15 protein-coding genes are annotated in these 13,959 nt (G+C 55.9%); 11 read left to right on the forward strand and 4 right to left on the reverse strand.

The features are described from left to right. Window positions 1-153 precede the first annotated feature (153 nt). Complete coding sequence (locus BM035_RS14510; RefSeq protein WP_092032791.1) at window positions 154-1,170, reverse strand: Fe(3+) ABC transporter substrate-binding protein; 1,017 nt, start codon at window positions 1,168-1,170, stop codon at window positions 154-156. Window positions 1,171-1,357: 187 nt separating this feature from the next. On the opposite strand from BM035_RS14510, the gene BM035_RS14515 reads away from it, so the two are divergent. From BM035_RS14515 to BM035_RS14525, 3 genes are all read left to right on the forward strand, one after another. Then, window positions 1,358-1,636: a PilZ domain-containing protein gene (locus BM035_RS14515; RefSeq protein ID WP_008174275.1), complete on the forward strand. Its 279-nt coding sequence runs from the start codon at window positions 1,358-1,360 to the stop codon at window positions 1,634-1,636. A 211-nt stretch (window positions 1,637-1,847) separates the two neighbouring features. After that, window positions 1,848-2,303 carry a hypothetical protein gene (locus BM035_RS14520; protein WP_241956240.1) on the forward strand — a complete coding sequence of 152 codons (456 nt, stop codon included), beginning with the start codon at window positions 1,848-1,850 and terminating at the stop codon, window positions 2,301-2,303. 176 nt (window positions 2,304-2,479) lie between these two features. Then, entirely contained in the window at window positions 2,480-3,787 is a 1,308-nt protein-coding gene (locus BM035_RS14525) for an HD-GYP domain-containing protein (protein WP_092032796.1), read from the forward strand. On the opposite strand, the gene BM035_RS14530 is transcribed toward BM035_RS14525, so the two are convergent. Beyond that, the gene (locus BM035_RS14530; RefSeq protein ID WP_092032798.1) at window positions 3,777-4,892 is read right to left on the reverse strand and encodes an organic solvent ABC transporter permease; all 1,116 of its coding nucleotides are present in this window, start codon (window positions 4,890-4,892) and stop codon (window positions 3,777-3,779) included. The two genes, BM035_RS14525 and BM035_RS14530, sit on opposite strands and share 11 nt — an antisense overlap. 261 nt (window positions 4,893-5,153) lie before the next feature. Here BM035_RS14530 and BM035_RS14535 point away from each other — a divergent pair, with 261 nt between their 5' ends. Genes BM035_RS14535 through queF form a run of 3 tightly spaced genes read left to right on the forward strand, consistent with a single transcriptional unit; the run spans window position 5,154 to window position 7,707 of the window. Continuing rightward, window positions 5,154-6,104, forward strand: coding sequence for an ABC transporter ATP-binding protein (locus tag BM035_RS14535; RefSeq protein ID WP_014576877.1), 951 nt, complete (start codon window positions 5,154-5,156; stop codon window positions 6,102-6,104). Further along, window positions 6,101-6,874 (forward strand): ABC transporter permease, encoded by a 774-nt coding sequence (locus BM035_RS14540; RefSeq protein WP_092032801.1) that lies wholly within the window; start codon window positions 6,101-6,103, stop codon window positions 6,872-6,874. Before BM035_RS14535 ends, BM035_RS14540 begins: the two co-directional genes overlap by 4 nt. A gap of 14 nt (window positions 6,875-6,888) precedes the next feature. Then, entirely contained in the window at window positions 6,889-7,707 is an 819-nt protein-coding gene (gene queF / locus BM035_RS14545) for an NADPH-dependent 7-cyano-7-deazaguanine reductase QueF (RefSeq protein ID WP_092032804.1), read from the forward strand. A 30-nt stretch (window positions 7,708-7,737) separates the two neighbouring features. Here queF and BM035_RS14550 read toward each other — a convergent pair whose 3' ends face one another. Then, entirely contained in the window at window positions 7,738-9,177 is a 1,440-nt protein-coding gene (locus BM035_RS14550; RefSeq protein WP_053115003.1) for an adenylate/guanylate cyclase domain-containing protein, read from the reverse strand. A 1-nt stretch (window position 9,178) separates the two neighbouring features. Continuing rightward, entirely contained in the window at window positions 9,179-9,490 is a 312-nt protein-coding gene (locus tag BM035_RS14555; RefSeq protein ID WP_053115004.1) for an Mpo1-like protein, read from the reverse strand. 155 nt (window positions 9,491-9,645) lie between these two features. Here BM035_RS14555 and BM035_RS14560 point away from each other — a divergent pair, with 155 nt between their 5' ends. The 5 genes from BM035_RS14560 (at window position 9,646) to BM035_RS14580 (ending at window position 13,940) form a co-directional block, all read left to right on the forward strand. Continuing rightward, entirely contained in the window at window positions 9,646-10,197 is a 552-nt protein-coding gene (locus BM035_RS14560; protein ID WP_014576882.1) for a nitroreductase family protein, read from the forward strand. Between the two features lie 238 nt (window positions 10,198-10,435). Next, a complete protein-coding gene (gene flgB, locus BM035_RS14565; protein WP_041645182.1) occupies window positions 10,436-10,834 on the forward strand; it encodes a flagellar basal body rod protein FlgB in 399 nt (132 codons plus the stop codon). Between the two features lie 34 nt (window positions 10,835-10,868). Next, window positions 10,869-11,318, forward strand: a complete 450-nt coding sequence (gene flgC / locus BM035_RS14570) for a flagellar basal body rod protein FlgC (RefSeq protein WP_053115005.1) — start codon at window positions 10,869-10,871, stop codon at window positions 11,316-11,318. Window positions 11,319-11,336: 18 nt separating this feature from the next. Continuing rightward, on the forward strand, window positions 11,337-12,014 hold the full coding sequence (locus BM035_RS14575; protein WP_008174289.1) for a flagellar hook assembly protein FlgD: 678 nt from the start codon (window positions 11,337-11,339) through the stop codon (window positions 12,012-12,014). Between the two features lie 27 nt (window positions 12,015-12,041). After that, complete coding sequence (locus tag BM035_RS14580) at window positions 12,042-13,940, forward strand: flagellar hook protein FlgE (RefSeq protein ID WP_092032807.1); 1,899 nt, start codon at window positions 12,042-12,044, stop codon at window positions 13,938-13,940. The last annotated feature ends 19 nt before the right edge of the window (window positions 13,941-13,959 follow it).

The raw sequence follows: 13,959 nt of genomic DNA on the forward strand, positions 1-13,959 counted from the left end.
TGTCCCTGCGCCTGGATGTGGAGTCTGTCCAATTGAAGGCTGCAGATTGTAGTCACCTGACCTGATGCCTGCAACGACTGGTGTCATACCGGAAGAGGGAAGCGCCCGCCAAAGGGCATGTGAGGGTGGTCAAACCACCCTCACTGTTGGCGATTACTCGCCGTCGTAATCGACGCGGTCAACCAGTTTGACTGCGGCGTTGCGGTTATCTGCAATCTCCTGCAGTGACAGGTTGTCGGGATTGATCTCACCCCACTCGGCAACCAGTCCGGAAGGCTTGACTTCCGGGTTTGCCGGGTATTCCGTGTTTGCCTCGGCGTAGATACGCTGGGCTTTCGGTGAAGACAGGAATTCCATCAGTTTGATGGCGTTCTCGCGGTTAGGCGCGCTCTTGGTCAGTGAAATACCACTGATATTCACGTGAGTGCCCCGGCCTTCGGCGTTCGGAAATACAAGCCGTACCTGCTCGGCAATTGGCCGCTGGTTCTCATCCTGCAGCATGTTGCCATAGTAGTAGCTGTTGCCAATGGAGACGTCGCATACGCCCTCGGCAATAGCCTTGATCTGGTCGCGGTCGCCACCCTGGGGTTTGCGGGCCAGATTGTCTTTCAGGCCTTCCAGCCACTTCTCGGTTTCGGCTTCACCATGGTGTGCGATCATGGAGGAGAACAGGGCGATGTTGTATGGGTGCTTGCCGCTGCGAGTACAGATACGGTTGTTCCACTTGTCGTCTGCCAGTTGCTCGTAGGTGGTGATCTCACCTTCTTCCACGCGGTCCTTGGACACGAAAATCAGGCGCCCGCGGGTGGTAAGGGCAAACCACTTGCCCTCGGGATGGCGCAGGTTTTCCGGAATGTTCTCTACCAGAGTCTCGTTGTCGACGTTCTGAACGAGATCACGTTCTACCAGCTCGTTGAGGCGGGAAATATCAACGGTCATTACCAAATCTGCCGGGCTGTTGCGACCCTCGCGCTCCAGTCGCTCGGCCAGACCCTGTTTGGCAAAGACCACGTTGCTCTGGATGCCGGTTTCCTGTTCAAAAGCGTTCAGCAGGGGTTCGAGCAGATATGCCTGACGGTATGAGTAGATATTGACCTCGCCATCTGCGGAGGCGGCCATGGGCATGGCAGAGAGGGCGATTGCTGCGGTAGCAGCCAGTTTCATTCGCATATTCCCATCCTTTCGGGTGTTTCCGGTATTAATTTGCCTTTGCCAGGATCGGCAAGTTTTTAAAAACGCCAACCATTCTCATTTCCATTGACTCCAGAGTCAATCTCTCCGTTGGCATATTTTTCTGAAAATGGTGTTATGCTTCGGAAGACTATAAAAACTATGCAAAAAGTAGTGGAATCCTCAAATGGATGGGAACGATCGAAGAGAGCACATACGCACGGCAATGAGTGCGAAAGTAAAGGTGGTTCACGAGGAGCTGGGCGAGTTCATATTCTCGACCCGCGATATCTCCGACGGCGGTGTTTTCATCGTTGTGGACACTGAGCCATTTGCGCCAAACCTCGGCGACACAGTTACCGTGCAGGTGCAGGGGCTACCTGTTCCAGCACCGATACTTGAAATGGTGGTCGTGCGCAAAACCAACGACGGGTACGGCCTCCAGTTTGATCAAAATGGTGACTGATAGACGGATTGAATGCCCCTGCCGTGGATAATGGCAGTGTTCAACCAACCGCTGTCAGGGATGCAACAGCCAGATGATCTTTTCAGTCTTTTCCAGAGCTTACAAGCCAATTATTGCAAGCCTTGTCCTGGTTTCCGTATCGGGCTGTGCGAGCTATTACTCACATTTTGCGATGTTTCCGGCTGAGAATTCATCCGGTGAGCCAAGACACGTGCGGCTGTCCTGGCAAAGCGCGGAGTATCCTGGTTGGTGGTTTGCCGGCGATAAAGCCACGCCCGTGAAGCTGGAAACCCAGTGCAGCGACCGTGTCTGGCGCCTCCGCGATGACGAAGAGGCGAGTGCCTGCGGCGAGGGTATTCGTGCCTGTGGCGAAGCGGGCCGGGATCTGGTGGCGCAGACGGGCCAGCCGGCAAGCGGCTCAACCCGCTGCATGTCTATCAATCCGGCGGATCCGGATGCCCGTATTGCAGAAATAGAAGGGAAACTGGAGTTGCTGGTGTCCTGTAGTCCTGCCGTCGTGGAAGAGGGTGAGGGTGATGACGCCCTGAACCTTGACTATCTGCGAGCATCATCAGTTCCGTACACGGTTTATGTCCGGAAGGCGCCGCGGGGTTCAATGCGGTCCCGATTGCCTGAATTTGATGAATCGGTATGTGACGCAGAGTGACACTTTCTGACGTTGATATGTGACTTCCATCACGTTGCTACATTTTGTTTCCTGTTGAACATTAGCGTTACGTTTTGTCGCGTTTGGGTTACCTGGCGATACGATATTGTAATTGTGTCTTCCGGCGGTTCGGTCAGAATGGTAGCTATCGAAAAGTTTGTTGTGTGAGGTGGCCCGTGGGTGTCCAACAGAAAAAAGTCGCAGTTCATGATCTGGAAGTGGGCATGTTCGTGTCTGATCTGGACAGGCCATGGCATCAGACCCCCTTTCCGATTCAGGGTTTCCATATCCGGTCCCAGGATGACATTCGTGCACTGGTATCCCACTGCAAATGGGTTCTGGTCGATGTGGCGGAAGCAAGGGAATCCAAAGAGGTAAAAGGCGGAAGCAAGCCGGCTTTCGGAACATTGCAAGGCAAGCGCAGGGGTGGGCGGGAGCAACTCCAGTTGCCGCCCCTGAGTATTCGCGAGCCAGTGACGTATGAAACCGTTACCAGTCTCAAGAAGGAAATGAAAACCTCAAAGCGCCTGCTTGACGATATGGAAGGCGCGCTGGATCAGCTTTTCGAGACACTTCGTGCCGATGGCGTGCCCGATCTCCGGCCGATCGCTGCGATCACCAGCAAAATGGTGAGTAGCGTTGTTCGCCAGCCAGACGCTCTATTGTGGCTCAGTCGCACCCGTGCCCACGATAGCTACCTGTACCGGCATGCATTGAATACCTCTGTCTGGGCCCTGGTGTGTGGACGCCATCTCGGGTTGAACGAGGGGCTGCTGAACCATTTGGGCCTGGGTTGCCTGCTGTCCCAGGTGGGCAAGACCACGCTGCCTGCCGAGTTGCTGGCGCGGGAAGGCCAGTTAAGCTCAGAGGAGTATCTGACCTACCGGAGTTACGTTGGCCGTGGAGTCAGGATGCTTGAAAACGGCGGGCTCTCCCGTGCCGTGCTGAGTGTGGTTCAGGGGCATCGGGAACGTCATAACGGTTCCGGCTTTCCGGAGGGTGTCCGCGGCGATCGGATTCCATTGCTGGCCAAGGTTGCCGGTATCGCGGAATTTTTCGAATCGTTGATAGCGCCCCGGTCTCATGCCGAGCCGATGACACCGGCAAAAGCGGTCACGCTGCTCTATGAGATGCGCAATATCGAGTTCCAGGAGGACCTGGTCGAGAATTTCATCCAGGCGATCGGTATCTATCCCACCGGGAGTCTGGTCGAGCTGACCGATGGTCAGCGCGGTATTGTGGTTTCCCATTCCCCTGAGCGCCGTTTGTGGCCGCGGGTAATGGTAATGACCGATGCTGCCTCAAGGCCGTTGAAAACAGCCAAAATTATTGATCTGGCCAGATATAACGAAGGCAAGGAAGCGCCAGAAACCGTGCGGGTTCGCGATTGTCTGCCGCACGGTACGGAAGGCCTCGATCCTTCCTATTACGACGTGACCGGCGTGGAATCACGCTGGAGCCTCTCGGGCCTGATCAGCGGATAAGCACTCGCAGCTGTTTGCGAACCCACCGATAGGTATCCTCCGGACGGAAGCTGAGCAGCAGCTCGGACTCACCGCCGGAGGGACCAGCGACAAAATACTCAACCTCTCCGCTCTGCCAGTCGGCTGAATTTATCTGGATATCCTGCGGGCGTGTGCTGATGGCCTCCAGCTCCGCCAGGGAAAGTCCGCCCCAGATTTTCCGAACCGCAACCTGCTTCAAAGCTGTATCAGTGGCCGGATGACTGGCAACGTCTTCATCCAGGAAATATCGGTTTGCGACGGTTGTACTGATCGCCTTGAGTTCCCGGGTGAGATAGGTCTGGGCATCCTCCGAATCGATGTCTTCCATGGTTCGCACGGCGTTTTCGATTCGGTCCTTTTTGGCCTGCAGGTCTTCACTGTATTCAATGTCAGGATCGCGATCTTCATCATTCTCCGGTCGTGGCGGTGCGTTGTCGATTTCCTCCTGGGTTGGCGGCTCTTCACAGAGTTCATCGTCCTCGGGGTAAAAACAGATCGCGGCAAGCAGCTGGTTGGCGGGGGACATCGGGTTGTTGGCCGTGAATTCGGATTCGCTGACACTGAAATCAATCGGCGCTGTCAGGCCCGGAAGGGCCGCGTTCAACTGCGTAATAACCCGGTCGCGGATATCGATACCGTCGCCCTCAGCGACATTCTGGCTCCAGTTCAGGAGCATCAGGAACCGGGACAGATTCATCAGCGTTGTATTCTCCAGAACGTTTTGCTCAGTCAGCGTGTGGGTGCTCAAACCCTCATCATCCACCATTGGCGTTTGCAGCCCTGTGCGGGTGGTCTCGAAAAATTCGAGCAGGGTTACGTATTGCCTGGCCGGTACATCGCTAACCAGCGGCAGGTCTCCAACCCTGAACGTGAGGGTTTCGCCGGGGTAGTAGCGGAATTCTCCCGCTGTGTTCGTGGTGCCGGACTGACTGGCAGTCTGATAGGAAAGACCGTTAAAACCATTGAAATTGACTCGGCCGGTGCTCCTGTCGTCGCCGGAGCCTCCGCCGTCATCCAGACAGCCGGAGAGAGCAAGTGTGCCCAGCAGGGTGAACGTAAGTCGGGTGCGGTGAACGGATCTCATGGTTGAACGTACATTCCCTTCGTTTCAGCGCGCCTGCACCCGGGGTGCAGCAGCCTCTTTTGTAAATTGTTGTAACCGCATTATAGGGGCGTGATTTGCCTCATATCGGGATTCCTGTCGCAGTTTCCGTTATTGGTCCGGGGATGCCTCCGGCCGATAAGGGCCTTGAAATCAGCGACTTTGTCACAATAAATAGCAATCTAAATTCTGGCTGGCGGCGAGGGCCGTTCATTGCCGTTTTTCACCGAATCGGGATGAGTTATGACCAATGCACTGGAAATTGAGGGCCTCACCAAAACCTATGGTGACGGCTTCAAGGCTCTCAAGGGGATTGATCTGCACGTCGCCGAGGGGGACTTCTTCGCCTTGCTGGGGCCCAATGGGGCCGGCAAATCGACCACCCTGGGCATTGTTTGCTCCCTGGTAAACAAAACAGCGGGAAAGGTGCGGGTGTTCGGATATGACACCGACACCCATCTCTCGGATGCCAAGTTGAACCTTGGTGTTGTGCCGCAGGAGTTCAACTTCAACCAGTTCGAAAAGGTCTTCGACATTGTCACCACCCAGGCCGGCTACTACGGAATTCCTCTTAAACAGGCCTCGGCGTCGGCTGAAAAGTATCTGAAAAAGCTCGGACTCTGGGAGAAGCGGGACACCCCGGCACGCATGCTCTCCGGAGGTATGAAGCGTCGTCTGATGATTGCCCGGGCCCTGGTTCATGAGCCCAAACTGTTGATCCTGGACGAGCCGACTGCTGGCGTAGATATTGAACTTCGCCGGTCCATGTGGACCTTTCTGGAAGAAATGAATCGTCAGGGCACCACCATTATCCTGACGACCCATTATCTGGAGGAAGCGGAAGCCCTTTGCCGCAATATTGCCATTATTGATCACGGCAAGATTCTGAAAAACACCAGCAAAAAGGCCCTGCTGCAGCAACTGAGCCTGGAAACCTTTGTTCTGGACACCGAGAAGACCCTTGATGCCGCGCCTGAACTGAATGGTTTCCCGACTCGATTGGACGGAGAAGGTGCTCTCGAGGTGGAAGTGCAGAAAGGGCAGGGGCTCAACCAGGTGTTCGTGGAGCTTGAACGGTTGGGCATCAAAGTGGTCAGCATGAGGACCAAGGCCAACCGGCTGGAGGAACTGTTTATTCGCATGGTCGAAGAGAATGCTGCGGAGTCAACTCAAACCGTGGAGGGTGCAGCATGACTCCACAAGCGCTCTTCACCGCCTTTAGTACCATCGTTGTCCGGGAGATACGGCGGTTTACCCGCATCTGGGCGCAAACCCTGTTGCCGCCCGCGGTCACCATGACCCTGTATTTCATTATTTTCGGCAACCTCATCGGCTCCCGAATTGGGGAGATGGGCGGCTTCGACTACATGTCTTTCATTGTGCCGGGGCTGATCATGATGTCGGTGATCACCAGTTCCTACGCCAATGTGGTGTCTTCATTTTTCTCCATGAAGTTCCAGCGCAGTATCGAGGAGCTTCTGGTGTCGCCGGTGCCGAACTGGGTGATCCTGGCCGGCTATGTGACAGGTGGCATGGCGCGAGGCCTTGGCATCGGGCTGATTGTCACGCTGTTGTCACTGGCGTTTACCCGCCTGTCCATCCACAACTTGCCAATGATGGTTCTGACGGTATTTCTGACTTCGGCACTGTTTGCCCTGGGTGGCTTTATCAACGCCATGTTGGCGACCAAGTTTGATGACATCTCCATTGTGCCCACGTTCGTATTGACGCCGTTGACGTATCTGGGCGGCGTGTTCTACAGCATCGATTTACTGCCGGGGTTCTGGCAGGGCGTATCCATGGCCAACCCTATCCTCTACATGGTCAACGGCTTCCGGTACGGCATTCTGGGCGTGTCAGACGTTAATCCGTTTGTTTCTCTTGGTATGATTCTGGTTTTCATCTCCGTACTGGCATTCATCGCTCTCAGAATGCTGGCGCGTGGTAAAGGCATTCGCCACTGATTTCAGGAACCACTATGGCACTTAACGACGCTCCGCTTGGCAAGACAAGCGACTACCCGGACAGCTACGATCCTGGGCTGCTTTTCCCGGTGGCGAGAGAGGAAAATCGCCGCCGCATTGGTCTGGAGGATGGCCGTTGGCCTTGGTTTGGCGAGGATCTGTGGCAGGCCTGGGAAATCTCCTGGCTGCGTCCAAGCGGCGTGCCGGAAGTGGCCTGGGCGGAGATTGTTTTTCCGGCGGCCTCGCCCGCAATCATTGAGTCCAAATCGCTCAAGCTGTACCTGAACTCGTTGAACCAGGCGGTCTACTCTTCTCGGGAGCAGGTCGCGGAGGTGATTACCCAGGATCTTTCCAGCGCCTGCGGCGGTGCTGTTCAGGTGAATCTGTTGAGCGTCGACGAATCCGGTGAAGCGATTGGCCGGCCGGAGGGCTTCGAGCTCATTGATGACGAGCCGGTCAGCGAAGTGGTTTTTGAATACGCGCCTGAGGCGCTTTCAGCGAGTGGGGAGGTGGTGACAGAACGGCTCTGCTCCCATCTGCTGAAGAGCAACTGCCCGGTAACCGGTCAGCCTGACTGGGCGACACTCCTCATAAGCTACACCGGACCGAAAATCGATCGGGGCGGTTTGTTGCGTTACGTGGTGGGCTTCCGGCAGAAACAGGATTTCCACGAGCATTGCGTGGAAACCGTGTTTACCGATCTGATGGGGCGGTGCAACCCGGAGTCGCTTACCGTGGTTGCCCGGTATACACGGCGGGGCGGGCTGGATATAAATCCGTGGCGAAGCACGGAAACCGGCGGGGATGCCGGCCCAAGGTTGATACGTCAGTAGCAGGATTCTGTTTGAGCGCAGGGAAGCGCCTCAGGAAACATCCTCTTCCCGCCGCAGGCGATCTGCAGCATCTTCCAGAGCGGTCAGGATGGCCTGCCGCTCTTTCTCGGTGATCTTGTCCGAATCGAGATACATGGCGAAGCCGCTATGTTCGTGTTCCAGGAAGCTTCGGTTGGGCCCCATGTCGCGCCGGAAGTCGACCACTTCGTAAATTGGCACCGGCTTGACAAAGCCCTTCACGGTAATCTCGCCCTTGTCTCTGCACATGATCTTGTCCTTGATCAGCGCGAAGGTTTCGTAGGAAACGAGGATTTCGCCCGGCTCCGCCAGGGACTCAAGCCGGCTGGCCAGGTTTACTTCCTTGCCGATAATCGTGTAATCCATCCGGTTCTCGGCGCCAAAGTTACCAACCGTTGTATAACCGGTGCTTATTCCCATGCGGATTTCCAGCGGGGTCTTGATGCCCTGGCTGCGCCATTTCTGCCGCATGATTTTCATATGCTTGCGCATCTCGATGGCCATGGAGACACAGGCAAATGCGTCCTCCCTCTGGCCACGGCTGGTTGGATCGCCAAAGAACACCATGATGGAATCACCAACGAACTTGTCGATGGTGCCGCCATACTTGAGAGCAACTTCCGACATTTCATTGAAGTAGTGATTCAGCAGTTCGGTCAGTGCTTCGGGTTCCATTTCCTCAGACAATTCGGTGAAGCCTTTGATGTCAGAGAAAAACACCGCCAGTTTCTTGCGCTGGGTTTCCAGTCTCACGTCCCGCTCACCGGTGAAGATCGACTGCCAGACTTGAGGCGAGAGATATTTGGACAGTTTGTGTGAAAGCGCGATGGACTGCTCCCGCTGGTTCTGGATCTGGGTCTTTGCCAGCATCAACGCCCGTGCCTGCTGGTGGGAATAGTAAGCCGTAACGCAAATATAAAGCCCGGTGGATAAAATCGACACGATGCTGGTCAGCAGGGGCGAGTGTGGTCCGTCTGCCGGGCCGACGATCGCAACCGCCCCCGCAATGGAGGCCGCCATGAAGCCGGTGCCCAGGACCCACTGACGGATACCACCAACAATCAGGCAACTGAACATCAGCATCAGTGCAACGGCGAGGGAGGGGATGACGATCAGCCCGATGCAACCAATGAAAGCGCCACCAACCACGCAATCAAATATCAGCATTTTCTGACGGATGCGTGGCGAATTCCTGAGGAAAGTGCGGCGAGTCAGGGCATGGGCGATGTGGGGCCAGGTGAGGGCCCCGGCAACCAGCCAGAGAAGCCATTGCGGAAAGGCGCCCTGGAGAACGCCGGTTACGATAATGGCGGCGGTTGAGGTGTATGCCAGTACCCGGCCATTGTAATCGGGCATCGGGGGAATGGCGATCGGGTTGCCCGCCGCCTCGGACGAGAGGGCTCTGCCAGCTGAGCTACTGGCATTACGCAGGTCTGCCGGGGCACTCATCATTTCAGAAACGGATCCTGCCAATGAGCATGTCGCGGAACATGACCCAGTCACCCATAAGGCTGTACAGTGGATATTTGAAGGTAGCGGGGCGATTTTTTTCAAACTTGAAATGACCAACCCACGCAAAGCCATAGCCTATGACCGGCAAGGCCAGAAGCCACAACAGCTTGCCCGAAGCCAGAGCCCATACGGCGACTATCAGGACCAGGAGACTTCCAGCGAAATGCAAACGGCGACAGGTGACGTCGCTGTGCTCTTCGAGGTAGTACGGATAAAATTCGGAAAAGTTATTGAAGGTTTGCTGGTTGCTCATTGTGTTGCCACTCAACGTTGTACGACCGCGTCATTTATAATTGTTGGTAGACCCGACTACGACTAAAGGTTAACAGCATTACGTAGAACCCACAATTCACAGCCATGAATTGTGTTCGTACCTATATTTCAACAGTCTTTAAACAGCGAGCAGATATGACCGCAGTTACCGATTTCCTCCTGAACCGCTCCTCTGAACCGAGGCTGGAATCACCCGCGCCGGATTCGACAACCCTCGAAAGGGCCTTTTCCTGCGCGGCGCGTGCACCGGACCATGCACTGCTCAGGCCCTGGCGCTATCTGGTGATCGAGGGTAAAGGCCTTGAAGCCCTGGGAGAGCTGTTTGCGTCCACCTGTGCCAATAACAGCGATGAGAAAGAAATCGAGAAGCTCCGGCGTGCCCCCCTTCGCGCACCCATGGTCATAGTTGGTATCGCGTCGCCGAGGACGCATCCCAAAGTACCGGAAATCGAGCAGGTCATGTCGGCAGCTGCCGGCATGAGTTTTGTTGAGCTTGCCCTTCAGGATGCCGGTTTCGGCGTGATGTGGAGAACAGGCGGCGTTGCCTACCACTCCTCGGTTCACCAGGGGTTGGGCCTGGAAGAGCATGAACAGATTGTTGGCTTTCTCTACACCGGTACGGTCTCGGCATCCAAGCCGTCTGTGCCCAGACCGGCGGTGGACGAGTTTGTGAGTCATTGGCCCTGAGACCTTGTTGAATACCCCCGGCTTCTGCCGGGGGAAGCAGCTTGCCGCTTTTTCTTGCCCTTTTCCTTTCTCCTTTCCCGTAACCGCTACTCGGATTCTCTGCAGGGCCTGCCAACACTGGGTTTCCTGACAAATTAACACCTGACCATAAATCTGGCATTCAGCTTGCTTTAGTCCTGTCAAAGAGCACAGCCGGCAAAAACAGCTCGGCATACCAGTGCAGTTTTCGGGAGGCAACATGGCAATTACGTTTGATTCGGCTCTGGGCATTCATCAACACGCGGTTGAAGCGCGTGTTAAACGCGCCGAAGTTCTGGCAAACAACCTGGCAAACGCCGACACCCCGGGTTTCAAGGCGCGGGATCTGGATTTCCAGGCCATGATGCAGAAGGCCCAGGAGCAGGTCAGCGGATTCCAGATGGCCAAAACCCATGACGCGCACATGGATACCTCGCCATCGGCGTCGGAAAGCGATTTGATGTATCGGGTTCCCCATCAGCCGTCGGTTGACGGCAATACGGTAGACGCCCAGCAGGAGCAGACCCGGTTTATGCGCAACGCCATGGATTTCCAGGCCAGCTTCCAGTTTTTGAACAGCAAGTTCAGCGGTTTGACCAAAGCCCTCAAGGGCGAATAAGCCGCAGTCACAGGATTAGCGAAGGAGAATTTTCATGTCACTGGGCAGCATTTTTGACATCGCCGGTTCCGGCATGACCGCGCAATCACTGCGGCTGAATACAACCGCGTCCAACATTGCCAATGCAGAAACGGCAAGTTCCAGCACGGGGGAAACCTATCGCGCCAGGAAGCCGGTTTTCTCGGCGATTCAGCAGTCTCTGATGAATCCCGGGCAGGGAGGCTTGCCCATGGCTGCCGATGAGGGGCCGGGCGCCGGCGTGAGGGTTGACGGTATTGTCGAAAGTGATGCGGAGCTGCAGATGCGCTACGAGCCCCATCACCCGGCGGCCAACGAGGACGGCTACGTCTACTACCCCAATGTGAATGTGGTTGAAGAGATGGCGGACATGATGTCGTCGTCCAGAAGTTTCCAGATGAATGTGGATGTCATGAACACAGCCAAGTCCATGATGCAGCGCATTCTGACTCTCGGTCAGCAGTAACAGGGTGAGGAGCACAACATGACTGCAGTAAATGCAACAGACGCGTCGGATGTTCTGAGCCAGTACCAGCTGAAGCAACAGAATGGCGGCCAGGGCACCAGCGAGTTGGGTCGGAACGAGTTCATGGAACTGATGCTGGCCCAGCTGAAGAACCAGAACCCGCTGGAACCCCAGGACAACGGTGAATTCATCTCCCAACTGGCCCAGTTCAGCTCGCTGGAGGAAATGCAGAACCTTTCCGGTACGGTTGAGGATGTGGTGGGTCAGTTCCGTTCCAGCCAGGCGCTGCAGGCCTCTGCCATGGTCGGCAAAACCGTGCTTGCCCCTTCCCAGATCGGGGTTCTGGGTGCGGACGGTGAGATCAGCGGCACCGTTGAAGTGCCGGCATCGACCGGTGGCCTTCGGCTTTCGATTCAGGGTCAGAATGGTGAGCGGGTTCGCCAGATCGACATGGGTAGTAGTCCGGCAGGGGTGACCTCGTTCCGCTGGGATGGCCAGGACGGCAACGGCAATCCCTTGCCGCCGGGCGCCTACCGGATTGTGGCCGAGGCTTCCTACCCGGATGGGCCGCAGCAGTTGGGTACGATGGTAAGTGCCAATGTTGACAGCGTGTCCCTGGGCCAGGGTGGCTCCATTACCCTGAATCTTGCAGGCATGGGCTCCATCGCCCTGTCTGATGTAAAACAAATTAACTGATACCGGTGAAACACCAAGGGGTGAACCATGGGATTTAATACGGGTTTGAGTGGCCTTCGCGCGGCATCGGTGGATCTGGACGTCACCGGCAACAACATTGCCAACGCCAGTACCGTTGGTTTCAAGGGCAGCAAGGCCCAGTTTGGCGATCTATACGCCAGCGGTTTCCTGAGCGCAGGCACCAACCCGATCGGCGACGGTGTCCGGGTTCAGGACGTTAAGCAGTCTTTTGGGCAGGGCAACATCAGCTTCACTGACAATGGCCTGGACATGGCGATTGCCGGCGATGGTTTCTTTATCCTGAACAACGGCGGCGAGATTCGTTATTCCCGCGCAGGACAGTTCGGCATTGATAAGGAAGGCTATGTAACGAACAACCAGAATATGCGGGTACAGGGATACACCGCGGACGAGGACGGCAACTTGTCTGGCATCCGGGGAGATTTGCAGATTGCAACAGACAACCTGGCTCCGAGAAGGACGACAAACCTCGACTCCGATCTGAATCTTGATTCCAGGGAGTCCGTGCTGGAAACCCGTGTTTGGGATGTCGGGCCTCTCACTCTTGCTTCCATACAGGGCGAGAGCTTTGATGTGCAGTATTCGGACGGCTCGCCTGCCTTCAACGTGAATATTGACCCTGCAGCCAGTGCCCGTGAAGCGGCCTCCACTATCAACGATGCGCCTGGATTGAGTGCTTCGGCCACAACGACGGCGACTTTTGACGGCACGCCGGCTCTTGATGACGCCTTCATCTCTGGCGCCAGTTCGTTTTCATTCAGCCTCGATATCAATGGATCGCCGCTGACCTTGGACACGTCAAATATCAATTCCCTGCAGGATCTGGTTGATTCAATCAACAACTCCAGCGAGACCGCAATTTCCGCTTCGATTGTCACCGGAGGCGGGGGCAGCGATGTTCTGCGAGTGATTCATAACCAGGGTGAGACGCTCGACTTTACCTTTGCCGATGGCAATGGCAACGGCGATACCGGCACCGTCGAAGGTGATGTGAACGTGACTGCGGACCGGTCGGTGGCGGGAATCACATCAACCACCGCTGACAATGATTTTGAGGTTGCGTTCAACGCGTCGCCAATCCGCGTCACCAATCAATTCAATCCGCTGGATCAGCGTACCTATAACCACGCTACATCCACCACGATCTACGACAGCCTGGGTAATTCCCACGAACTCACACAGTTCTTTGTGAAGAATCCGTCCCCAGGCAATGGTGTCGGGGTGAGCGAATGGTCGGTGTATGCCCAGATTGATGGCGAGTTTGTTGGTGGCACCGACGTGACTCCCTACACTGCAAGATTCGATCAGGACGGTGCTCTTCAGTCGATCGATGGCGACCCCAGTGGCGAAATCGTTATTGATGACTGGATACCCAAAGACAGCGACGGCCAGCCAAATGGGGCGGATGGCCCTCCTGCTGCCGGCGAGGTGGTAGTAACACCCATTCCTGAGCCACCGACAACATCGGCTTTTGTGATCAATCTCAGTGGCACAACGCAATATGGCGCTGCGTTTGGCGTGAACGACCAACAGCAGAATGGCTATACCACTGGCCGGCTTTCTGGTCTGGACGTATCGGATCAAGGTGTTCTGTTTGCCCGATACACCAACGGCCAATCCCAGGCTCTGGGCCAGGTCGCGTTGGCCTCGTTCAATAACACCAACGGTCTGTCTCCCGTAGGCGATACGTCTTGGGTGGAAACGTTCGAATCCGGTCAGCCGATCATAGGTGCCCCGGATACCGGCACGCTGGGTTCTATCAAGGCCAGCTCGGTGGAGGAATCCAACGTGGACTTGTCGGCGGAACTGGTTAACCTGATCATCGCCCAGCGGAACTATCAGGCCAACGCCAAGACCATTGAAACCTCCGATGCGGTCACCCAGACCATCATCAACCTCCGTTAATCCCGCATTTTAGCGAAAA

It is taken from the genome of Marinobacter sp. DSM 26671, from assembly GCF_900112835.1.
Classification (GTDB): Bacteria; Pseudomonadota; Gammaproteobacteria; order Pseudomonadales; family Oleiphilaceae; genus Marinobacter; species Marinobacter flavimaris.